This is a genomic window from Pseudidiomarina sp. (assembly GCF_033722695.1).
Lineage (GTDB): Bacteria > Pseudomonadota > Gammaproteobacteria > Enterobacterales > Alteromonadaceae > Pseudidiomarina.
In genome coordinates, this window is the sequence record NZ_JAWVYM010000003.1 from 41,671 (window position 1) to 64,426 (window position 22,756).

20 protein-coding genes and 1 riboswitch are annotated in these 22,756 nt (G+C 53.3%); of the genes, 12 read left to right on the plus strand and 8 right to left on the minus strand.

Translation table 11 applies throughout. The annotated features are described in order from the left end of the window. Position 1: 1 nt before the first annotated feature. The 4 genes from R3196_RS02165 to lpxC all read left to right on the plus strand — a co-directional run bounded on the left by R3196_RS02165 (position 2) and on the right by lpxC (position 4,329). Complete coding sequence (locus R3196_RS02165) at positions 2 to 748, plus strand: cell division protein FtsQ/DivIB (RefSeq protein WP_318934998.1); 747 nt, start codon at positions 2 to 4, stop codon at positions 746 to 748. A 6-nt stretch (positions 749 to 754) separates the two neighbouring features. Beyond that, complete coding sequence (gene ftsA, locus R3196_RS02170) at positions 755 to 1,987, plus strand: cell division protein FtsA (RefSeq protein ID WP_318934999.1); 1,233 nt, start codon at positions 755 to 757, stop codon at positions 1,985 to 1,987. 76 nt (positions 1,988 to 2,063) lie between these two features. Beyond that, complete coding sequence (gene ftsZ, locus R3196_RS02175; RefSeq protein ID WP_318935000.1) at positions 2,064 to 3,290, plus strand: cell division protein FtsZ; 1,227 nt, start codon at positions 2,064 to 2,066, stop codon at positions 3,288 to 3,290. A 124-nt stretch (positions 3,291 to 3,414) separates the two neighbouring features. Beyond that, a complete protein-coding gene (gene lpxC / locus R3196_RS02180; protein ID WP_318935001.1) occupies positions 3,415 to 4,329 on the plus strand; it encodes a UDP-3-O-acyl-N-acetylglucosamine deacetylase in 915 nt (304 codons plus the stop codon). A 7-nt stretch (positions 4,330 to 4,336) separates the two neighbouring features. Here lpxC and R3196_RS02185 read toward each other — a convergent pair whose 3' ends face one another. Then, a complete protein-coding gene (locus R3196_RS02185) occupies positions 4,337 to 4,813 on the minus strand; it encodes a DciA family protein (protein WP_318935002.1) in 477 nt (158 codons plus the stop codon). Positions 4,814 to 4,840: 27 nt separating this feature from the next. On the opposite strand from R3196_RS02185, the gene R3196_RS02190 reads away from it, so the two are divergent. From R3196_RS02190 to mutT, 3 genes are read left to right on the plus strand one after another with little or no spacing between them, the layout of a single operon-like run. Beyond that, on the plus strand, positions 4,841 to 5,770 hold the full coding sequence (locus R3196_RS02190) for a M23 family metallopeptidase (RefSeq protein WP_318935003.1): 930 nt from the start codon (positions 4,841 to 4,843) through the stop codon (positions 5,768 to 5,770). Positions 5,771 to 5,806: 36 nt separating this feature from the next. Next, on the plus strand, positions 5,807 to 8,503 hold the full coding sequence (gene secA, locus R3196_RS02195; RefSeq protein WP_318935004.1) for a preprotein translocase subunit SecA: 2,697 nt from the start codon (positions 5,807 to 5,809) through the stop codon (positions 8,501 to 8,503). Then, complete coding sequence (gene mutT, locus R3196_RS02200; protein ID WP_318935005.1) at positions 8,490 to 8,903, plus strand: 8-oxo-dGTP diphosphatase MutT; 414 nt, start codon at positions 8,490 to 8,492, stop codon at positions 8,901 to 8,903. Before secA ends, mutT begins: the two co-directional genes overlap by 14 nt. A gap of 12 nt (positions 8,904 to 8,915) precedes the next feature. Here mutT and R3196_RS02205 read toward each other — a convergent pair whose 3' ends face one another. The 7 genes from R3196_RS02205 to nadC form a co-directional block, all read right to left on the minus strand. Then, positions 8,916 to 9,677, minus strand: coding sequence for a cell division protein ZapD (locus tag R3196_RS02205; RefSeq protein WP_318935006.1), 762 nt, complete (start codon positions 9,675 to 9,677; stop codon positions 8,916 to 8,918). Between the two features lie 8 nt (positions 9,678 to 9,685). After that, positions 9,686 to 10,309 (minus strand): dephospho-CoA kinase, encoded by a 624-nt coding sequence (gene coaE, locus R3196_RS02210; protein ID WP_318935007.1) that lies wholly within the window; start codon positions 10,307 to 10,309, stop codon positions 9,686 to 9,688. Then, positions 10,309 to 11,181: an A24 family peptidase gene (locus R3196_RS02215; RefSeq protein WP_318935008.1), complete on the minus strand. Its 873-nt coding sequence runs from the start codon at positions 11,179 to 11,181 to the stop codon at positions 10,309 to 10,311. Before R3196_RS02215 ends, coaE begins: the two co-directional genes overlap by 1 nt. A 5-nt stretch (positions 11,182 to 11,186) precedes the next feature. Beyond that, entirely contained in the window at positions 11,187 to 12,416 is a 1,230-nt protein-coding gene (locus R3196_RS02220; protein WP_318935009.1) for a type II secretion system F family protein, read from the minus strand. Positions 12,417 to 12,425: 9 nt separating this feature from the next. Continuing rightward, complete coding sequence (gene pilB, locus R3196_RS02225; protein WP_318935010.1) at positions 12,426 to 14,123, minus strand: type IV-A pilus assembly ATPase PilB; 1,698 nt, start codon at positions 14,121 to 14,123, stop codon at positions 12,426 to 12,428. A 68-nt stretch (positions 14,124 to 14,191) separates the two neighbouring features. Next, entirely contained in the window at positions 14,192 to 14,662 is a 471-nt protein-coding gene (locus R3196_RS02230; protein WP_318935011.1) for a pilin, read from the minus strand. Between the two features lie 169 nt (positions 14,663 to 14,831). Continuing rightward, positions 14,832 to 14,932: riboswitch (cyclic di-GMP riboswitch) on the minus strand. 77 nt (positions 14,933 to 15,009) lie between these two features. Further along, complete coding sequence (gene nadC, locus R3196_RS02235; protein ID WP_413242894.1) at positions 15,010 to 15,879, minus strand: carboxylating nicotinate-nucleotide diphosphorylase; 870 nt, start codon at positions 15,877 to 15,879, stop codon at positions 15,010 to 15,012. A 152-nt stretch (positions 15,880 to 16,031) separates the two neighbouring features. On the opposite strand from nadC, the gene ampD reads away from it, so the two are divergent. The 5 genes from ampD (at position 16,032) to aceF (ending at position 22,736) form a co-directional block, all read left to right on the plus strand. After that, complete coding sequence (ampD, locus tag R3196_RS02240; RefSeq protein ID WP_318935012.1) at positions 16,032 to 16,574, plus strand: 1,6-anhydro-N-acetylmuramyl-L-alanine amidase AmpD; 543 nt, start codon at positions 16,032 to 16,034, stop codon at positions 16,572 to 16,574. Between the two features lie 4 nt (positions 16,575 to 16,578). Continuing rightward, the gene (gene ampE, locus R3196_RS02245) at positions 16,579 to 17,391 is read left to right on the plus strand and encodes a regulatory signaling modulator protein AmpE (protein ID WP_318935013.1); all 813 of its coding nucleotides are present in this window, start codon (positions 16,579 to 16,581) and stop codon (positions 17,389 to 17,391) included. Between the two features lie 77 nt (positions 17,392 to 17,468). Next, complete coding sequence (pdhR, locus tag R3196_RS02250; RefSeq protein WP_318935014.1) at positions 17,469 to 18,224, plus strand: pyruvate dehydrogenase complex transcriptional repressor PdhR; 756 nt, start codon at positions 17,469 to 17,471, stop codon at positions 18,222 to 18,224. 9 nt (positions 18,225 to 18,233) lie between these two features. Further along, a complete protein-coding gene (gene aceE, locus R3196_RS02255) occupies positions 18,234 to 20,903 on the plus strand; it encodes a pyruvate dehydrogenase (acetyl-transferring), homodimeric type (RefSeq protein ID WP_318935015.1) in 2,670 nt (889 codons plus the stop codon). Positions 20,904 to 20,924: 21 nt separating this feature from the next. Next, the gene (aceF, locus tag R3196_RS02260; protein ID WP_318935016.1) at positions 20,925 to 22,736 is read left to right on the plus strand and encodes a dihydrolipoyllysine-residue acetyltransferase; all 1,812 of its coding nucleotides are present in this window, start codon (positions 20,925 to 20,927) and stop codon (positions 22,734 to 22,736) included. Positions 22,737 to 22,756: the final 20 nt, after the last annotated feature.

A 22,756-nucleotide genomic window follows, 5' to 3' on the forward strand; every position in this document is an offset into this window, starting at 1 on the left:
CATGGCCGCGATGCGCTGGCAGTTCTGGCTGGGACTGGTGTTCTTTCTCAGCGTGGTGGTCGGTGCTATTGCCGGCAGTGTATGGCTGTATTACCTGGCAATGGACGCCAATGAAGTGCCGCTGCGCAAGTTGGTGGTGCAGGGCGAACTTGAGTACGTCAGCCGGGACGAAGTGCGGCAGGCGCTGACCGATACCGAGTTAGGTAGCTTTTTCTCTGCGGATGTTGACGGTATCCGCAGTCGTATTGAGGGATTGCCCTGGGTGGCGCGGGCATCGGTACGTAAAGAATGGCCGGATATTCTGAAGGTTTTCCTGGTCGAGCAGCAGCCACTGGCACACTGGAATGTGCAACAGCGACCGCGCGCACTGATTAATGCGCAGGGCGAAATATTTGAAGCGGATAAGGCGGTGTTAACGGTGCCGCTACCTTATCTGAGTGGTCCGGAGCATGCGCTCGATGAGACCCTCGCTCAGTTTCAGAACGTACAGCAATTGCTGGAACTGAACGGGCACTGGATTAGCAGTTTGCAGCTATCAGAGCGCTTTGCGGTTGATGTGGTGTTGCAGTCGGGTATTGAACTGCGGTTAGGGCGCGAAGGATTACTGGAACGGGTACAACGTTTTATCGATTTGTATCCGCAGATTGAAGCGCATCGCGACGCGCTTATTGAATATGTCGATTTACGTTATGACACCGGAGTCGCTGTAAGCTGGCGCACTGCGGCAAAGCAACCAAAAGAGAGTTAACTTAAGATGTCAAAAGCAGCAGAACGGAACATGGTTGTAGGCCTTGATATCGGTACCAGCAAGGTGGTGACATTGATCGGTGAAGTTATGGCCGACAATGAGATCAGCGTAATCGGTGTCGGTGCTGCCGCTGCGCGGGGCATGGACAAAGGTGGCGTGAATGACCTGAACCTGGTGGTGCAGTCGATTCAGCGGGCGGTTGAAGAGGCCGAGCTGATGGCCGACTGCCGCATTGCCTCGGTATATCTGAACATTTCCGGACGCCATATCTCCTGTCAGAACGAAAGTGGCATGGTGCCTATTAATGAAGCCGAAGTGACGCAGGATGATGTCGACAGCGTGATCCACGCTGCCAAATCGGTCCCGATCGCGCAGGAACGCCGCATTCTGCATGTGCTGCCACAGGAGTTTGTTATCGATTCGCAGGAGAGCATTAAAAGCCCGATCGGTATGTCGGGGGTGCGGATGGAATCTAAAGTGCATATCATCACCTGCGCCAATGATATGGCCAAAAATATCGTCAAGGCTGTCGAGCGTTGCGGCCTGAGTGTCGACCGGCTGATCTTCTCAGCGTTGGCATCCAGCTATTCAGTGCTGACCGATGATGAAAAAGACTTAGGCGTGGCGCTGGTCGATATGGGGGCAGGCACTATAGATATCTGTATTTATACCCAGGGCGTATTGCGCCATACCGCGGTGATTCCTGCAGCGGGTAACCAGGTCACCAGCGATATTGCCAAAATTTTCCGTACGCCGCTGAATCATGCTGAAGATATTAAAACCAAATATGCTTGTGCACTGCGTGAGCTGGTCAGCAAAGACGACAATATCGAAGTGCCGTCAGTGGGTGGTCGGCCGTCGCGTATTATGCAGCGCCACATTCTGGCCGAGGTGGTGGAGCCAAGATACCAGGAATTGTTCGAACTCATCCGCGATGAAATTAAGCAGAGCGGCCTGGATGAACAGATTGCCGCAGGCATCGTACTGACCGGCGGCTGCGGTCGCATGGAAGGTGCGATTGAGTTTGCCGAAGAAATTTTTCAGATGCCGGTTCGCCTGGGCGAGCCACTCGGCATGAAGGGGCTGAGCGACTATGTTCAGGATCCCACTTATGCAACAGCTGTTGGTTTGTTACGTTACGGCCAGCAGGATGTGCAGAACCGCCAGAAAGAAGCGGGAGCCGCCAACGTGATCGGGTTGTGGAAGCGCGTTCACGGTTGGTTTAAAGGCGAATTTTAATAACTATATAAATGAAAAACAGTGTTTTGGGGTAGTACAACAAGTAGTACAATGAGCAGGTAAAAGGAGAACTATAATGTCAGACGTATTTGAAGTACTCGACAATTTCGACAACGACGCCGTAATCAAGGTCGTCGGTGTGGGTGGTGGCGGCGGTAATGCCGTTAAACATATGATCAGCCAGTCTATTGAAGGCGTACAGTTTATTGTCGCTAATACCGACGCGCAGTCGTTACGCGATCACGGTGCGCATATTACTGTGCAGCTGGGCAGCGATGTAACGAAAGGCCTGGGAGCCGGCGCGAACCCTGAAGTGGGGCGCCAGGCTGCAGAAGAGAGCCGTGAAGAGCTGAAAAAGCATCTGACCGGTGCAGATATGGTATTTATTGCCGCAGGGATGGGTGGTGGTACCGGTACCGGTGCGGCGCCGGTGGTGGCTGAGGTTGCCCGTGAGCTGGGTATTCTGACGGTGGCCGTTGTGACCAAACCCTTCCCGTTTGAAGGGCGCAAGCGCATGGCTGTGGCCGATGAAGGTATCGCCCAGCTGAGCCGTTTTGTTGACTCACTGATCACCATACCTAATGAGAAGTTACTGAAGGTTCTCGGTAAAGGTACCAGTTTGCTGGACGCTTTCGGCGCCGCAAACAACGTGCTGCTGGGCGCTGTGCAGGGCATTGCCGAACTGATCACCAAAACCGGTCTGATCAACGTCGACTTCGCCGACGTGCGTGCGGTTATGCGTGAAATGGGTACCGCAATGATGGGTACTGGTGTGGCGCGCGGTGAAGACCGGGCTCAGGAAGCCGCTGAAATGGCGATCAACAGCCCGCTACTGGAAGATATCGACCTGTCAGGTGCACGTGGTGTGCTGGTCAATATCACCGCTGGTATGGACTTAAGCATCGAAGAGTTTGAAATCGTCGGTAATACTGTGAAAGCTTTCGCCTCTGAGAATGCGACGGTTATCGTTGGTACCGTTATCGATACCGAAATGTCAGAAGAACTGCGGGTAACTGTGGTCGCTACTGGTATTGGCGCTGAGCGAAAGCCGGACATTTCGCTGGTGAATAACGCGAACCAGAGCGCTGGTATGCGCAGCGGCAGCGGCTACTCACGTTCAGCTGGTAGTTATGAAACCGCCGCCACGGCCCGTCAAATCTTCGAAGAAGAAGAGGTCGATGCCAACGCTAATGCTGAAGCTGAGCCGGAAGCGACCAAACCAGCGACCAAGCCCAAAGCAAGCAGCGGTAAAGACATGGACTACCTGGATATTCCTGCATTTTTACGCCGCCAGGTCGACTAACGGCACTGGCAATCGTAAAAATAAGGTAAACCCATGGATAAAATTGCGATTTTCGCTTGTTTTGGGTAAACTATGCGCGTTTTACTGGTCAGATCAGATTAATAAAGGTGAAAAAAGAGTAACCATGATTAAACAGCGTACAATTAAACAGCCTATTGCAACCACTGGTGTGGGCCTGCATAAAGGCAACAAGGTTCAGTTGACCCTGCGCCCGGCTCCGGTTAATACCGGGCTGGTGTTCCGCCGCGTCGATCTGACTCCTGCTGTGGATATTCCCGCCAGTGCTGAACTGGTCAAGGATACCCGCATGTGTACCTGTCTGATCAACGAAGATAATGTCCGCGTTTCCACCGTTGAGCACCTGCTTGCAGCGCTTGCGGCGATGGGCATTGATAATCTGATCATTGAAGTCGACAGCCACGAAATCCCGATCATGGACGGTAGCTCGCATCCGTTTATTTACCTGCTACAGAGCGCGGGAATTCAGGAGCAACAGGCAGCGAAAAAGTTTATCCGGATCAAGCAACCGGTACGGGTTGAAGAAGATGACAAATGGGCGGAACTACTACCCCATCATGGTTTCCGCATCGATTTTGCCATCGATTTCGACCACCCGGCGATTGCTGACACCAAACAGGTGACCAGCATGGATTTCAGCAGCCGCAATTTTATCAAACAGATTAGCCGGGCCCGCACCTTTGGTTTTATGAAAGATATAGAATCACTGCGGGCCAATAATCTGGCACTTGGCGGTAGTTTTGATAACGCTGTAGTATTGGATGAGTTCCGTATTCTGAACAGCGATGGTTTGCGTTACGACGACGAATTCGTAAAACATAAAATGCTGGATGCGGTTGGTGACCTTTATATGTGTGGTTACGCTATTCTTGGCCACCTGCGGGCATATAAATCAGGCCATGCGCTGAACAATCAGCTGTTACGGGCGATTTTGCAGAACCAGGAAGCCTGGGAGTTTGTGACCTTTGAAGAGCCCAAAGCTGCCGCACCAATTGCTTTTACTGCGCCGGCTCTCGCCTGATCTTAACTTAGTTATCCTCGTATTTTTGTGCCAGGGCGAGCAGCTGCGTCCGTAGCGGCTCGTCACATAAGGCCGCCTGCTCGCGCAGTCTACTGACCGCATCCTGTTCTTCCCGTACCCTCTCCGTTGCTGGCTCAGCACTGGCTGTAGCCGTGCGCAGAGTCGCGGGTTTATGGGCCGGACGAATACGGATTTCCAGTCGTTCGAGTTCTACCGTAGCTTCAGGTTGAAAATGCGTTATAATGCGCGCTTGATGCGTTTTTATCCGTTGCGCGATGGCGCCGGATGAAACCTGCAGGATCAGATTATGTGCACGAATATTGAGCACCTCGCAGTGCTCCAGTAACGGCTCCAGCTGTAGCTTGAGGAAGCAAGACTGTAATAGCTGTTGCCAGCGACGGTGTTGGTCGGTAAAGTCAGCAAAACGCCGTAACTGTTGGCCAGCTATAAGTTGTTGAGTTGTGCGGGGGCGGTTACGTGCCATGGTTTTTTTTTAGCAACGAGAGATTGCATGAGTCTATCAGTCTTCTATCGAGGCACCAAAGTTAAATTCGGTTTCCGCCTGAGTCAACGGCGTTTGCTATCACTGGCAAGTATAGCCGTGCTCGTGACACTGGCTTTTACTAAGCCCTGGGCCTACAGCGGTGTCGATCCGACTATCGCTCGACAGACCATCACCAAAGAGCAAATCGCGCTGGCGGCGCAGGAAGCGGCCGTGCTGGAGCTTAAAAACCAGACCGAAAAGAAACTCACCGCGATGACGATTTATCTGGGCGAGATGCAGTCGCAGATGCGGCGGTTGGACGCCCTTAGTCAGCGCCTGGCAAAGGTTGCCGAGGTGGATAACGGTGAGTTCGATTTCAGTGCAGGGCCTATGGCTGTTGGTGGCCCCGAAGCAACGATTGCTGATGCCCCGGAAGTGCGGGTGGAGGATCTGTTGCAGAATATTGACGGGATGCTGGGGCAACTATCGGACAAACAAAAACAACTGGCAATCCTTGAGTCTGTGATGATGAGTCACCATATCTCTGCAGAGAGCTTTGTTGCTGGTCGTCCGATCCAATCAGGCTGGTTGTCTTCGCAATATGGTGTTCGCAAAGACCCATTTAACGGTAACCCGGCGATGCACAAGGGCCTTGATTTTGCCAGCCTGGAGGAAGGCGCTGGCGTATTCGCTACCGGCGCCGGGGTAGTGACCTGGTCGGGCGAGCGCTATGGGTATGGTAAGTTGATTGAAATTGACCACGGTGCTGGTCTGAAAACCCGCTATGGGCACTGTGATGAATTGCTGGTAAAAGAGGGCGACGTCGTCACCCGCGGTCAGCAGATTGCAGTGCTTGGCAACACCGGCCGTTCGACGGGGCCACATGTACATTACGAAGTGCTGCGCAATAATAAGCAGATTGATCCCTATAAATATGTTTATCGCGACGCCAACTAAGGCGTTTCGGTTGTTACTACAGGACTTATAATTCACATGTTAGGTAGTTTATTCCGCAAAGTATTTGGAAGCCGCAACGATCGCATTCTTAAAGGTCTGCAAAAGAATGTACAACGTATCAATGAGCTTGAGCCCGAGTTTGAAGCTCTCAGCGACAGCGAACTCAAACAAAAAACCGTTGAATTTAAACAGCGGCTTGAGCAAAACGAAACCCTTGATGATTTAATCCCGGAAGCCTTCGCCACCGTGCGCGAGGCGAGTCGCCGGGTGTTTGGCATGCGGCCCTTCGATGTGCAGTTGCTGGGCGCCATGATCCTCAATGATAATCGTATTGCTGAAATGCGGACCGGTGAGGGTAAAACCCTGACCGCGACCTTGCCAGCTTATCTGAACGCGCTCACCGGGGAAGGTGTGCACATCGTTACCGTGAACGATTACCTGGCGCGGCGTGATGCCGAAACCAACCGGCCGTTGTTTGAATTTCTCGGCATGACTGTCGCTTTTAATATTCCGGGCATGTCAGCTCAGGATAAAAAAGCGGCCTATCAGGCTGATATTACCTACGGCACGAACAACGAGTTCGGCTTTGACTATCTGCGCGACAATATGGCGTTCAGCCCCAAAGACCGCGTCCAAAGCTCGCTCTACTACGCTATCGTTGATGAAGTCGACTCCATTCTGATTGACGAAGCCCGCACACCACTGGTTATTTCAGGTGCGGCGGAAGACAGCTCTGAGCTCTATGAAAAAATGAATGCCATAGTGCCACTGCTGGAACGTCAGGAAAAAGAAGACACTGAAGAAGAACAAGGCGAGGGCGATTTCACTATAGATGAAAAAGCTAAGCAATTGCATCTGACCGAGCATGGTCAGGAGCACGTTGAACAGATCCTGAAAGAGCGCGGTATGCTGGCAGAGGATGATTCCCTCTACTCTGCCAGTAACATCACGCTGTTGCACCACGTGAATGCAGCGCTTCGCGCCAATCATCTGTTCCAGCGCGACGTGGACTACATTGTTAAAGACGACCAGATTGTAATTGTTGATGAGCATACCGGTCGGACGATGGAAGGCCGCCGCTGGTCTGAGGGCCTGCACCAGGCCATCGAAGCCAAAGAAGGCGTGAAGATTCAAAACGAAAACCAGACCCTGGCGTCCATTACCTTCCAGAATTATTTCCGCTTGTATACCAAGCTGGCGGGGATGACAGGTACGGCCGATACCGAAGCGTTCGAGTTCCAGTCGATTTATGGCCTCGAAACTGTGGTGGTACCAACTAACCGGCCAATGGTTCGTGATGATCGGGCCGACTTGATTTTCATTACCACCGAAGAAAAGTTTGAAGCTATTGTTGAAGATATCGAGAGCTGCCGTGAAGATAAGCGTCCGGTATTGGTGGGTACTATATCCATTGAAACCTCAGAGCTTCTGTCGAAATTACTGAAAAAGCGGAAGATTCCCCATAACGTATTGAACGCCAAGTTCCATGCACGGGAAGCTGAGATTGTGGCTAACGCCGGTATGCCAGGCGCTGTGACTATTGCTACCAACATGGCCGGTCGTGGTACCGATATCGTACTGGGCGGCAACCTTCAGGTTGAGATTGAAAACCTCGACGATCCGACCCCGGAGAAAATTGAGAAACTGAAGTCGGACTGGCAGCAACGTCATGATGCCGTAGTCGCCGCGGGCGGCCTGCATATTATCGGCACTGAGCGTCATGAATCCCGCCGGATTGATAACCAGCTGCGGGGTCGTGCCGGTCGTCAGGGCGATCCGGGCTCGTCACGTTTTTACCTGTCACTGGAAGACAGCCTGATGCGTATCTTTGCCTCTGAACGTATGGCCAGCATGATGAAACGGCTGGGCATGAAGCGCGGCGAAGCCATTGAGCATCCCTGGGTAACCCGGGCTATCGAGAATGCTCAGCGCAAAGTAGAAGGTCGTAACTTCGATGTCCGTAAACAGTTGCTGGAATACGATGACGTTGCGAATGACCAGCGTAAGGTGGTTTACGAGCAACGCAACGAACTGCTTGATGAAGGCGACATTTCTGAAACCATAAAAGTGATTCGGGTCGATGTAATTGATCAGATGATCAGCGAATATATCCCGCCCCAGTCACTGGAAGAAATGTGGAATATAGAAGGCCTGGAAGAACGCCTGCGACTGGACTTTGATGCACCATTACCGGTTCAGAAATGGCTGGATGAAGACGACAAGCTGCACGAAGAGACGCTACGTGAACGGATTCTGAAAGAACTGGAAGAAACCTATAAACGCAAAGAAGAGCAGGTTGGTTCTGAAGTGATCCGTCAGTTTGAAAAAGCCATTATGCTGCAGAGCCTTGATTCGCACTGGAAAGAGCATCTGGCGGCGATGGATCATCTGCGCCAGGGTATTCACCTGCGCGGTTATGCGCAGAAGAATCCAAAGCAGGAATATAAGCGGGAAGCCTTTGAGCTATTTGCCGACATGCTTGAAGCGCTGAAGCTGGATGTGATCACTGTGCTGAGTAAGGTTCGTGTGCGGGCTGAAGATGATGTTGAAGCCGTTGAGGAACAACGCCGTAAGAAAGCGGCTGCGCTGCCCAAAGAATTCAAGCATGAAGGCAGCAGCACCAGCGGTGCTGACAGCCCCCAGCAGTCAAACGACTATGGCAAAGTAGGGCGCAACGATCCTTGCCCTTGTGGCTCAGGTAAAAAATTCAAGCAGTGTCATGGCAAACTCTGATCGAATTCATGTGGCCGTCGGCGTTATTGAAAACGCTGATGGCCAGATTTTTATCAGCCGCCGGCATCAGCACCTGCATCAGGGTGATAAGTGGGAATTCCCGGGTGGTAAGGTTGAGCCTGGTGAAGCAGTTTACCGGGCGCTGTGCCGTGAATTACGTGAAGAATGCAATATTGATGTGCAGGATGCCACGCCGCTGACGGTCATTTATCACGACTACGCCGATAAACGGGTACTGCTGGATGTGTGGCGGGTAACCCGTTTTAATGGCCAGGTGCAACAGCGTGAAGGGCAGGAATGGCGCTGGGTATCAGTACCGGAGCTTGGCGCTTATCGTTTTCCCGAAGCAAATCAGGACATCATCGGCAAAATACAGGATCTGGCCTTCCCGGGTTTATAACAGCGCCGCGGGTTACGGACAGAGTGCCAGTGCCAGCTGAACATCCTGTTCATAGGAAGCCCGCCCGTCGACCGGCTCATAGCGCAGGAAGCGGATACTGAAGCGCTGCTTATGGCCACTCATAACCGGATATGCCGGTATATCCTTATCAACCTGCAGTCGTAGCAGCGATAACGGCTCCGTGCTTTCCTGCAGCATGCCAGCTTCGGCAGTGAGGGCACGGAAACGCGATTGCCCCCGCAGTAACTCAAGTTCCAGCACTAATCCTGATAATAATACCGACAGTTCCTGCCACCAGCGCAGACAATCAGCATCACGCATTTCCTGTGCCTGATGCAGCCAGAAATGCAACTGGGGTAAATCAAAATTGCAGGTGCCACCTGGCATAGCAAAGCGTTGGCGAATGGGCCCCAGCAGGCGATCCTGCTTGAGTGCGCTGCCAACCCGGCTGATAGGTTGGATTGCCTGCAGCGCACGGCGAACCCGCTCACTGGTTAATGCCAGTTGCTGTTGATTTACATCGGGATGCTGTGACCAGATCTGCAGCTGTGCACGGCGCTTGTCGAGATCTTTTTGCACGTCAGTGCGCACGTCACTGCGCTCACACAAATCCAGAATTGCAAAGAGCGCGCTGAAGTAACGGGTATAGTTGCCGCTGTCGACGGGTACTTCGGGTTGCAGTGCCGCGAGCAAATGCTCCAGGCGTAAATAGGTGCGCACCCGCTCATGAAGCGGGTACTCATAGGTAATTGTTGAGCTAATTTGGCCTGTCATAGGCTCTATCATAGCGGCTTACCGTCAGGTTGCAATGCCGGCGACGCCAGCTTCAGGTAAAGCTCATGTAAGTGCTCCACCTGGGGTCCTAATTCGTGCTGTGGACCGTCGTTGTGAATGATATCGTCAGCGGCAGCCAGGCGCTCGGCGCGGCTCGCCTGGGCTTGGATAATAGCCTCAACCTGGGCGCTACTCACCTGATCGCGGGCCATGGTGCGCTCGCGTTGGGTCGTCGGGCTGACATCAACCACCAATACCCGGTCGCATAATGTCGTTAGCTTATTTTCAAGTAACAGCGGAGCGGACAAAATCACGTAAGGTGAGCGGGCTTGTTTAAGTTGCTCCAGCAACTGCTGGCGGATTAGCGGGTGGGTAAGTTGATTGAGCCAGGCTTTTTCCGTCGGGTCGCTGAACACTCGTTCACGCAGCCAGCGCCGGTTCAGAGTGCCGTCCGTTAGCAAAGCCTGCGCGCCATAGCGCTCGCTTACCGCGTTCAGTGCTGTTGAGCCGGGCTCCATGATCGCACGCGCAATGCGGTCGGCGTCGACCACCACGATGCCAAGGGCGGCAAACAGGTCAGTAACAGTGGTTTTACCGCTGCCGATGCCGCCGGTTACGCCTAGCACCCACATCAGCGTTGCAGCCAGGTCCAGTAGCCGTACAGCAACTGCTCGCCCCAAATGAGTGCAATCACACCGCCACTGATCAGAAAGGGGCCGAACGGAATAGGCTGACCGCGGCGCTTGCGATCAAGTGCCTGAATAAGCAGGCCCAGCACTGCGCCACTGCCGGCGGCGGCGATAATGATAACCGGTAGCATCTGATAACCGGCCCAGGCGCCGAAGGCGGCCAGCAGTTTAAAGTCACCGTAGCCCATACCTTCTTTACCGGTAATAAGTTTAAAGGCCCAGTACACAGTCCATAAAAACAGATAGCCGCTGATGGCACCAATCACTGCGTCGGCAAGGGGCACCGGACCGCCGGTAAGTGCTACCAGCAGACCCAGCCAGAGCATTGACAAGGTGAGTTGATCCGGCAGCAGCATATGGTCCAGGTCAATAAAAAACAGGCTGATCAGAATGCTCGCGAGAATCAGGTACCAGAGCAATTCGGCCGAGCCACCCAAATACCAGGTCAGTATGCCGAACGTGATGCCGGTGAGTAGCTCAATCACAGGGTAGCGGGCAGAGATTCGGGTTTTACAGTGGCGACACTGCGCTTTTAGCCAGATCCAACTCAATAGGGGGATGTTGTCATACCACGCGATAGGCTGTTGGCACCTGGGGCAGTGCGAGCCCGGGGTTGCCAGGTTAAACAGGGCGGTATCAGCTGCGGCCGCCGGTTGCCCGGTTAACTCGGCACATTCGCGCTGCCACTGGCGTTGCAGCATCACCGGATAGCGGCCAATCACAACATTGAGAAAACTGCCGACCACCAGCCCCAGCAACACGCCGAACAAAGTGACCCAGGGATTCAGTGCCGGGTATAAACTGATTAAATCCATAGATTCTAGCCCACCACCTGGCCGAGACTAAATATCGGCAGATACATGGCCACAATCAGACCGCCAACCAGCACCCCGATGACAACCATGATCATCGGTTCCAGCAGCGCGGTCAGGTTATCCACCAGATCATCGACTTCGCGTTCATAGATGCTGGCCACTTTGGCGAGCATATCGTCCAGTGAGCCGGATTCTTCGCCGATATACACCATCTGCGTCGCCATAGTCGGAAACACATCGGTATTTTGCATAGCGGTGTTCATCTGCATCCCCGAGGTGACTTCTTCCCGGATCTGCAAAATCGCGTCCCGGTACAGGGCGTTACCGGCGGCGCCGGAGGCGGATTCAAGCGCATTGATCAGCGGCACACCGGCGGCGAACGTCGTTGACAGGGTACGGGTAAAGCGGGCTACCGCCGCTTTATGCAGGATATTACCGATGACTGGGATCTTAAGCATGATATGGTCGACCCGGTCGCGCAGCTTCGGGCTTCGCTGATGGGCCTTTTTGAACAGCCAGCCAGCCACCACTAACACACCCAATACATAGATAAAGTACTGTTGCACCACTTCTGATAAGGTCACGACAAACTGGGTAATAGCCGGCAGCTCAGCACCAAAGTCGGCGAACACGGCTTCAAATTGCGGCACGACATAGACCAGGAGGATCACAGTGACCGCCAGGGCTACCACGATGACCGATGCCGGATAGACCAGCGCTTTCTTAATCTTGGCCTTCAACGCTTCTGATTTTTCGCGGTAAGTGGCAATACGATCAAAAATGGATTCGAGTGAACCGGACTGCTCGCCCGATTCGACCAAATCGCAATAAAGGTCGTCAAAAATACGCGGATGTTTACGCAGGGCGTCTGCCAGCGGTGAACCAGCGCCCACATCGTTAGCAATATTCAGCATCAAATCGCGTATTTTGGGGTTATCTGTCCCCTTAGCGACCATTTCGAGACCCTGCAATAAGGGTACGCCAGCTTCCAGCATGGTGGCGATCTGACGGGTAAAGAGGGCAATATCGCCGCCTTTAATTTTTTTGCCGCCAAACAACGGCTGAGCTTTCTTCTTAACCTTTTTCGGGGTAACCCCCTGGTCGCGTAACTTGGTGCGGACTTGTTTTTCATTATTGCCACGCATCACGCCTTTGACTTTCGCGCCGCGGCGATTAATCCCCGACCAGGTAAATTCGGTAATTTCTGCTATTTTCTTATCTGGTTTCTTTGCCATGAATTACCCTTAAGAGCTGGTGACCCGGTTGGCCTCAATTAAACTTATCAAACCAGAGGCCACTTTGCGCAATGCAGACTGCCGCAACGAGTGAATCCCCTCACTTTGCGCCTGTTTTGCGATTTTCTGGGCGCCGGCACTAGTCATTATAAGTTCCTGGATAGCTGAGGTAATCGGCATAACCTCGTAAATACCTGTACGACCTTTATAACCGCCGGTGCACTGATCGCAGCCCACCGCTTTGTGAATATTCAGTTCCGGAATCTGCTCTTTGGTAAAACCCTGACGCAGCAACTCTTCCTCGGGTAACTGTTCCGGCTCCTTGCATATATTACATAATCGCCGGGCGAGGCGCTGCGCGATGATCAGGGTAACTGAGCCGGCGATGTTGTACGCGGGAACCCCCATGTTCATCAGCCGGGTCAGGGTCTCTGCGGCGGAGTTGGTATGCAGGGTGGAGAGCACCAGGTGACCGGTCTGCGCAGCCTTGATGGCAATTTCAGCCGTTTCCAGATCACGGATCTCGCCCACCATGACCACATCGGGATCCTGGCGCAGGAACGAGCGCAGGGCGTCGGCAAAGCCCAGCCCGGCCTTGACGTTAATCTGTACCTGATTAATACCCTGCAGGTTAATTTCGACCGGATCTTCGGCGGTAGAAATATTACGCTCCGGGGTATTGAGAATATTAAGACCCGTATACAGGGACACGGTTTTACCCGAGCCCGTGGGGCCGGTTACCAGAATCATGCCTTGGGGCTTGGTCAGCGCTGTTTCAAAACGTTCCTGCTGCTCGGACTCATAACCGAGGGATTCAATACCCATCATGGCCGCGGCGGAGTCGAGGATCCGCAGCACCAGCTTCTCGCCATAGAGGGTCGGTAGTGAACTGACCCGGAAATCAATGGCCTTATGCTTAGAGAGCTTGAGCTTAATGCGGCCATCCTGAGGCAGGCGGCGTTCGGCGATATCCAGCTGCGCCATCACCTTCAGCCGGGCAGCGATACGGCCAGTCAGAGTTACCGGTGGCCGGGCGATTTCATGTAATACGCCGTCGATACGAAAGCGTACCCGGTATTCGGTTTCATAAGGCTCGAAGTGTAAGTCAGAGGCGCCGCGCTTAATGGCATCCAATAGCAGTTTGTTGATATAGATAACGATTGGTGCGTCATTTTTGACTTCCGCGGCTACTGAGCCGGCATCTTCCCCACCCTGGTCCAGGGCGTCAATATCACGAAGCTCCTGCTCGTCCTCAGCGGTAACCCCCAGCATTGAGCTTTCGCTTTCGAGCAGTTTATCAATTAGTTTCTGTAGCTTATGTTCCTCGACCAGTACTGCTTCGGTCTGCATGCGGGTACGGAACTGAAATTCATCCAGCGTTTCGATGCGGGTCGGATCCGAAACCGCGATATAGAGTATATTGCCCCGCTGGTACAGAGGAACCGCATGGTTTTTGCGGATCAGGCGTTCATTAATAAATTCGGTGGGCACTACATCAGGGTTGAAGGCATTAAGATCCAGCCAGGCACAGTTGGATTCTTTATAACAGAATGCAGCAAGTTCTTCTGGGTTTAATAATTTGCGGTCCAGCAGCACGCTGGTAAAAGGCAGTTTAGCTTCCCAGGCATATTCACTGGTCGCAGTGAGCTGCGCTTCCGGGACCTTTTTATCACGCAGCAACAGCGCCGCGAGGGAGTGATGCAGCATGACAGACCTTAAGTTAAATAAGAATGCAGCAGGCCAGAACGAGCCTGCTGCATAGTTTGTTTAATCCATTAAGCTGTTGGAGCTGTATATGCCGAAGTACAGCCATCGACGCGGCTGTCGCTACCGTCAGAACCGTAATCGCTACAGCTGATCGCCCAGCCTACATTGGTGCCGCTAGTTACATCAGGAGTCAGCTGAACGGTGATATTAGCGCCTGCTGTATCAACAGCTTCCAGTTGAGCGGTGATCACCCCGTCCGCAACAGTTACTGAGTTCAGCCCTGAAATGGTGCTGATTGCAGTCTGGTCGGCGGGAATGCGGTTAGTGCCCGCATCACAGTTGGCCAGCACGCCTTCGTTCTGATAGCACAGCGCGACATGCGTTTTGTATGACGCCAGTGCCGCTAACCCGGTGCTGGCTTTCGCCCGCTGGGTGTAATCGCTGTACATAGGAATGGCTACGGCGGCCAGGATACCGATGATTGCGACAACAATCATCAACTCGATTAAAGTAAAACCACGTTGTTTGTTCATGTTCATAAATTATCTCCCGAAAAACTCCAATTGTATTTATTGTTGTATAGTTGTGGCGTCCATTGTTGTAAGCCTAACATCCATACAACAAAATTTAACTGCACTAGCCGAAAGACAAGTGGTTTTGCTTTACGACTGAAAACTGCCGAGAAGCCACTCCATCCACCAGACTTTAGCCTGCAGCCCCGCTATCCGTTCACTTCAGGTGTTATCCCGGGTGAGTTAGGACCGGAGGTTTTGCGTCATTGCCTTTCGACAATTTTGCCTTTAAAGCACGCCTGGCAAATCACGAATCCGTTTCGCGATTGCGCATTGCACTTCAAACATAGCAGATTGCCAGACTTCGTCAATAGTTATGCAACATCAAACCGCAGCGAAAGATCAGTTGCCTGAATATGTTTGGTCAGCGCACCGGACGAAATAAAGTCAACGCCGGTGGCTGCAAGTTCCCTTAAGCGTTGGTGGGTAATATTGCCGGACACTTCAAGTTGCGTGCTCGGGCTACGAGCGCTCACCGCGCTGCGGATGTCTTCAATTGAAAAGTTGTCGAGCATGATGATATCTGCTCCCGCATCCAGCGCCAACTGGTACTCCGTAAGGTTTTCCACTTCCACTTCGACCGGCTTGCCGGGATTTAATTCGCGCGCTTTGGCCACCGCGGCGGCAATACTTCCACAAGCCATAATATGGTTTTCTTTAATCAGATAGGCATCGTACAGACCCACCCGGTGATTATGACCGCCACCACAAACAACCGCGTACTTCAGTGCAGTACGTAAACCGGGCACCGTTTTGCGGGTGTCCAGTAAGCGAGTGGTCGTACCTGTTAAGTGAGCAACATATTCAGCGGTGGTGGTAGCCACTCCGGATAACGTCTGTAGAAAATTCAGGGCGGTCCGTTCGCCGGTGAGGATGGTACGGGCGGGCCCTTCGAGTTCGCAAATGGTACTGCCGGCGGTAATAACATCGCCGTCATCAGCCTGCCACCTGATATGGACCTGGCCGCCCAGTTGCAGAAAGACCTGTTCAACCCAGGCGCGACCACACAGCACAGCATCTTCACGGGTGATAATAGTGGCCCGGGCATGCTGCGCTGCTGGAATGAGCTGTGCGGTGATATCGTTTTCCGGCTGCACGCCGTTTAAGTCCTCAGTCAGCGCCCGCTGGACCATCTGCTGGCGATCTAGAGTCAATAATTCAGTTTCTACACGGGTATCCATCATAATGGGTCTGCGGCTCCGTCAGGTGCAGTTAAAAAGGTATGCAGCTATTATCGACGCTAAGTGCTCCGGGTTTCAACAAGTCATCGGTGTTACTTTACCCCATCGCCTGTGCCGCGCTAGGATGTGCATCTCAGCATAGTCGGATCTACACCATGATTAAAGCAGGCTGGTTACAAGAAGCCACACCAAGGCAATCCCCCCATCAGGATAACAGACCCGATCCCGGCGATATCAGTTTACTGGTGATACACGGTATCAGCCTACCGGCGGGGGAGTTTGGCGGGCCCTACATTGACGATCTGTTCATGGGGCAGCTGGACCATCAGGCCCACCCTGAGTTTGTACCACTAAAAGGCCTGCGGGTGTCGGCCCACTGCCTGATCCGGCGCGACGGTGACGTGGTGCAATACGTGCCTTTCCACCGGCGCGCCTGGCATGCTGGCCGCTCAAGTTACGCCGGCCGGCGGCGTTGTAATGACTTTGCCATTGGTATCGAACTTGAGGGAACCGACACAGCGCCCTACACTAAGGAACAGTATCAACAACTTGCACAGATTGCTGCTGAGCTCATTACGGCCTATCCACAGCTGAGCCGACAGCGTATTGTAGGTCATCAGCACATTGCCCCGGTACGGAAAACCGATCCGGGTCCGGCCTTTGACTGGGCCTACTTTTATGAGCAACTGACAGGATAATATTATGTACTTGCTGGCAATTTTACTAGCTTACTCGTTAGAGCGCACGGTGCAGCTTGGCCGCAACTGGGAGTGGCGACGGCTGGTGCTGCGCTGGCAGCATCTGCAGATTGCCGGTGGTAAAGTTGAAGAATGGCGACAGCATCGTCTGGGAAGAGTCCTGTGGGCCATAGTTCCGGCATTGATAGTCTGGTTTGTGCTGGCTCTGTCTGATAACACTCTGTTGACCTTTGTGGTAAGTGCTGCGGCACTGTTTCTGTCCATTCGTGTCCCCGCCGCGCGCACCGCCTATCGCAATTATCTTGATGCCGCCACCAGTGGCGACCAGGAAACCGCTCGTGCGCATCTGCATAAATTACAGAAGCTGGCAGAACGCCATGAAGAGGCCCCCGTCGCAAATGTCCTGCTGTGGATCCACTTGCGTTATTACTTTGCTGTGTTTGTCTATTTTCTGCTATTTGGCGTGGTCGGCGCGCTGGTTTATGCCACCCTGCGAGACATGCGGCATCCGCGCAACGAACGCTGGTCCACTGCCGAGCAGGTCATTGACTGGCTGCCCACGCGCATCATGACCTTAGGCTTTCTGTTGGTGGGGAATTTCTCCAGAGCAGCGCCGTTATGGCTGAGTTCCATCGGTAACGTACCCCAGGGCAACTATGCTGCGGCAACTAAAATCGCTGCGGCGGCCGAAGATCTGACGCCTAATCATGAAGATGATATAACCAGTACTGCTCTGACCACAGTTGCCTTAGTTAAACGCAACATGCTGTTATTCATCGTATTACTGGCCGTGTTAACTATCGGCGGCTGGTTCTGATCGAGAAAAGTTTGGGCTTTAGCGCAACTTGATCTACAATGTGTGGGTAATTGGTCTTACCAACACGGTCACAATCTATGGCTTTTGAACGTATACAACAGACAAAACTGTCCGATGTGATCATGGAACGCATTGAAGCCATGATCGTTGACGGTACCCTGGCAGCCGGTGCCCGGTTACCGTCTGAGCGTGATCTTGCCCATAAATTCTCAGTTTCGCGCCCCAGTTTGCGCGAAGCCATTCAAAAGCTCGAAGCCCGGGGTTTACTTGAGCGTCGTCAGGGCGGCGGCACCTATGTCTGCGATAACATGCAACAACGGGTTGCCGAGCCGCTGTTAGAACTGCTGGCCAAGCATCCGGAATCACAATTTGATTTGCTGGAATTCCGCCACGCCCTGGAAGGCATTTCATCCTACTATGCCGCGCTGCGCGGCACCGCTCAGGATCTGGAGCAGATTGAACAGAGTTTCCGGAACATCGCTGAAGACCCGGGCGCTGAACTCAAGTCACAGGCGCAGGCTTTAGTCGACTTTAATCTGCGGATTTGCGAGGCCTCACATAACGTGATCCTGCTGCATCTGGTTCGCAGTATGCAACCACTACTGGTTAAGAATATTGAGCAAAACCTGCAGGATCTGGCGCACAAGCCGGGCATCATGCAGCAGCTTCATGAACACCGGCGGCAAATTGTCGCTGCGATTACTGCCGGCGAGCCGGAACAGGCGCGCGAAGCCTGTCACCAGCTGCTGGCCTATATTGAACATGCGTTGCTTACCTCGAATCGTGAACAGTCACGCATTCAGCGGTCGCTACGCCGAACTCAGACAGGGTAAGGATTAAGTATGACTGATCATTTGAAAGATGACATCGACCCACAGGAAACGCGCGAGTGGATTGACGCGCTTGAGGTCGTACTGGAAGAAGACGGCCCTGAACGCGGCCATTTTCTGCTGGAATCGCTGATCGAGAAAGCCCGCCGCAGCGGTGCCTTCTTGCCTTATGCAGCAACCACAGCCTATCTGAATACCATTCCGGCCAGTCAGGAGCCTACGGTACCGGGAAATCAAAGCATGGAGTCCCGGATCCGCGCGGCGATCCGCTGGAACGCTCTGGCGATGGTATTGCGTGCCTCGAAAAAAGAACTCGAACTGGGCGGCCATATTTCCAGTTTTGCGTCGTCGGCCATGCTTTACGATGTTGGCTTCAACCATTTCTTCCGTGCTCCGACGGACAAAGACGGCGGCGACTTTCTGTTTATTCAGGGGCATGCGTCACCGGGTATTTATGCCCGCGCGTTCCTCGAGGGCCGGATCAGTGAAGAACAGATGGATAACTTCCGCCAGGAAGTTGACGGCAAAGGCCTGTCGTCGTACCCGCACCCGAAACTCATGCCGGACTTCTGGCAGTTCCCGACCGTATCTATGGGACTTGGCCCCATTCAGGCTATCTATCAGGCGCGGTACCTGAAGTATCTCACCGACCGAGGCATTAAAGATTGCTCAAACCAGCGCGTTTACTGCTTCTTAGGGGATGGTGAAGTGGATGAGCCGGAAAGCCTTGGCGCAATTGGTCTGGCTACCCGAGAAGGGCTGGATAACCTGACCTTTATCGTCAACTGTAATCTGCAGCGTCTGGATGGTCCGGTGCGCGGCAACGGCAAGATCATTCAGGAACTTGAAGGCACCTTCCGTGGTGCCGGCTGGGAAGTTATTAAAGTGATTTGGGGCCGCTACTGGGATCCACTGTTATACCGGGATACCGAAGGCAAGCTGGCGCAAATCATGCAGGACAGCGTGGATGGCGAATACCAGAACTACAAAGCCAAAGGCGGTGCCTATACCCGCGAAAACTTCTTCGGCAAAACCAAAGAAACCGAAGCTATGGTCGCTAATCTGTCTGATGAAGATATCTGGCGTCTGAACCGCGGTGGCCATGACCCGGTGAAGGTTTATGCTGCTTACCACAAAGCGGTAAACACCAAAGGTCGGCCGCAGGTCATCCTGGCGAAAACCGTGAAAGGTTACGGTATGGGCTCAGCGGGCGAAGGTAAAAACATCGCTCACCAGGTGAAGAAAATGGACATGGATGCCATCAAGCACTTCCGTGACCGTTTTAATATTCCGATCAAGGACAGTGAGCTGGAAGATATCCCGCTATACAAGTTCCCTGACGACAGCGAAGAAATGAAATACCTGCGCGAACGTCGCGAAGCTCTGGGCGGCTATATGCCGGTCCGCAAACCAAAGACCAAGGTCGAACTTGAAGTGCCGTCACTGAAAGCTTTTGAGGTGGTGACCAAGGGCTCGGGAGAGCGTCAGATCTCCACCACCATGGCCTTTGTACGGGTACTGAATGCCTTGCTTAAAGATAAGAAAATCGGTGAGCGCATTGTGCCGATTATTCCTGATGAGGCCCGTACCTTCGGGATGGAAGGTCTGTTCCGTCAGGTCGGCATTTATTCCAGCCAGGGCCAGAAATACGAGCCGCAGGATGCTGATCAGGTCGCTTATTACCGCGAAGACAAGCAAGGTCAGGTATTGCAGGAAGGCATCAACGAACTTGGTGCTATGGCCTCCTGGGTCGCTGCGGCAACCAGCTACGCCAACAACGACGAGCCGATGATTCCGTTTTACATCTACTACTCGATGTTCGGCTTCCAACGCGTTGGTGACCTGGTCTGGGCCGCCGGCGACATGCAAGCCCGAGGCTTTCTGGTTGGTGGTACTGCCGGGCGCACCACGCTCAACGGTGAAGGCCTGCAACACCAGGACGGCAGCAGCCATATCCTGTTTAACACTGTGCCAAACTGCCTGACCTATGACCCGACCTTCGGTTATGAAGTGGCGGTGATTGTGCAGGACGGTATGCGCCGCATGTACGAAGATCAGGAAAACGTCTTCTACTATCTGACGGTCATGAACGAGAACTACCTGCAGCCGGAAATGCCGGAAGGTGTTGAAGAGGGCATCCTGAAGGGCATCTATGAGCTTGAACAACATAAAGCCAAGAAAGCGAAAGGCGAAGTACAGCTGTTAGGCTCGGGTACGATTTTACAGCAGGTACGTGAAGCCGCCAAACTGCTGGCGGATGACTACGGTATCTCAGCAACCGTTTATAGCACCACCTCGTTCAACGAACTGGCCCGTGACGGCCTGGACGTGGATCGCTACAACATGTTGCATCCGGATAAGAAAGCTAAAACTGCTTATGTGACTGAAGTATTGAAAAAGGCCAAAGGCCCAACTATTGCCGCTACGGATTACATGAAGTTGTATGCAGATCAAATCCGCGCCTGGGTCCCAACACCATACCGCGTATTGGGTACAGATGGCTTCGGCCGCTCGGACAGCCGCGAAAATCTGCGTCGTCACTTCGAAGTGAACCCGCAGTACATTGTCGTGGCCGCACTGAGCGAGCTGGCAAAAGCCGGTGATATCGATAAGAAAGTGGTTGCTAAAGCGATCAAAGATTTCGATATCGATACTGATAAACTCAACCCACTTTACGCTTAAGCAACGGGAGCGGAGGCAACCATGGCAGATTTAAAAGAAGTGCTGGCCCCCGATTTGGGCGGCGAAGAAGTTGAAGTGATTGAGGTCCTGGTCAGCGAAGGCGACCAGCTGGAGCAGGAAGACGCCATGATCACTGTCGAAAGTGACAAGGCATCGATGGATATTCCGGCACCTTTTGCCGGCAAAGTCGCCGAGCTCAAAGTAAAAACCGGCGATAAGATCAGCGAAGGCGATTTAATCGCAATGTTTGAAGCAGCCGGCGACGGCGATGCGGACGACGGCGAAGAAGATAAAGCTGAAGAAAAAGATCAGGAGCCGGAGCAGGACGAGCAGCAGGATACAGACGAAGAAGACGAAAAAGAGCACAAAGAACGTGCTGCTGACACTGAAAGCTCTGAAGAAGATGAAGATGAAGCTGAAGGTGAAAGCAAAGTCATCGAAGTCAAGGTTCCTGACATTGGCGAAGCTGACGAAGTCGAAATTATTGAAGTGCTGGTCAGTGAAGGCGATGAAATCAGCAAAGAAGACGGCCTGATCACCTTGGAAACCGACAAAGCTACAATGGATGTACCGAGCCCGGAAGCGGGTGTGGTGGACTCTGTCGAAGTCAGTGTCGGCGATAAGGTCAAAGAAGGCTCGTTGATCCTCAAACTGAAGATCAAGAGCGCTGGCAAAAAGTCAGAAGATAAAAAAGAGAAGAAAGAAGAGAAAAAAGAAGAGCCGAAGAAAGAGCAATCTGACGAAGGCAAAGACCAAGAATACGACCCGTCGGATCGCCGGGATAAATCCCAGCAACGCGGCAAGGCCTATGATCAGAACGAGCCGGAGTTCTCGCCGGAAGAAGCCATGGGCATCCGTAAGCCGCCGGTTCCTGACCATCCGATGGACCGCAAGACCAAAGCCGAAGGCCTGGCCTATGCATCGCCGGCGGTACGGCGTCTGGCCCGCGAGTTTGGCGTCGACCTGAATCAGGTTGAAGGCTCTGGCCGCAAAGACCGGATCCTCAAAGAAGACGTGCAGGATTACGTCAAATACGAACTGTCACGGCCGAAAGCGACCGGTGGCAGCTCGGCGAAAGGCGCTGGTGGCCTGCAGGTGATTGCGCAGCCAAAAGTCGACTTCAGCAAGTTTGGTGAAGTCGAAGAAGTGCCGCTGACCCGGATCCAGAAAATTTCCGGCCCCAACCTGCATCGCAACTGGGTAACCATCCCGCACGTGACACAGTTTGACGAAGCCGATATCACTGAGCTGGAAGCTTTCCGCAAGAGCGAGAACGAAGCTCAGGCGAAGAAAAAAGACGGCATCAAGATCACGCCGCTGGTGTTCATCATGAAAGCCGTGGCCAAAGCGCTGCAGGAATACCCGCAGTTCAATTCGTCACTGGCCGAAGACGGCGAGCACCTGATTATGAAGAAGTATATCCACCTGGGTATTGCGGTGGATACGCCAAATGGTCTGGTCGTGCCGGTGGTGCGTGATGTCGATAAAAAAGGCATCTATGCGTTATCGGAGGAGTTGGCGGACATTAGCGCAAGGGCCCGCGATGGCAAGCTGAAAAGCCAGGATATGCAGGGTGGTTGCTTCTCGATTTCCAGCCTGGGCGGCATTGGCGGTACTGCGTTCACACCTATCGTCAACGCCCCTGATGTGGCTATCCTCGGTGTTTCCAAAAGCGAAATGAAGCCGAAGTGGAATGGCGACGAATTTGAGCCGCGGCTGACGCTGCCGTTGAGCTTGTCTTACGATCACCGCGTTATCGACGGTGCTCTGGCGGCGCGGTTCAGTGTCTACCTGAGCAATGTGCTGTCCGATATACGGAAACTTGTGCTGTAAAGTAAACAATTAGCGATGGG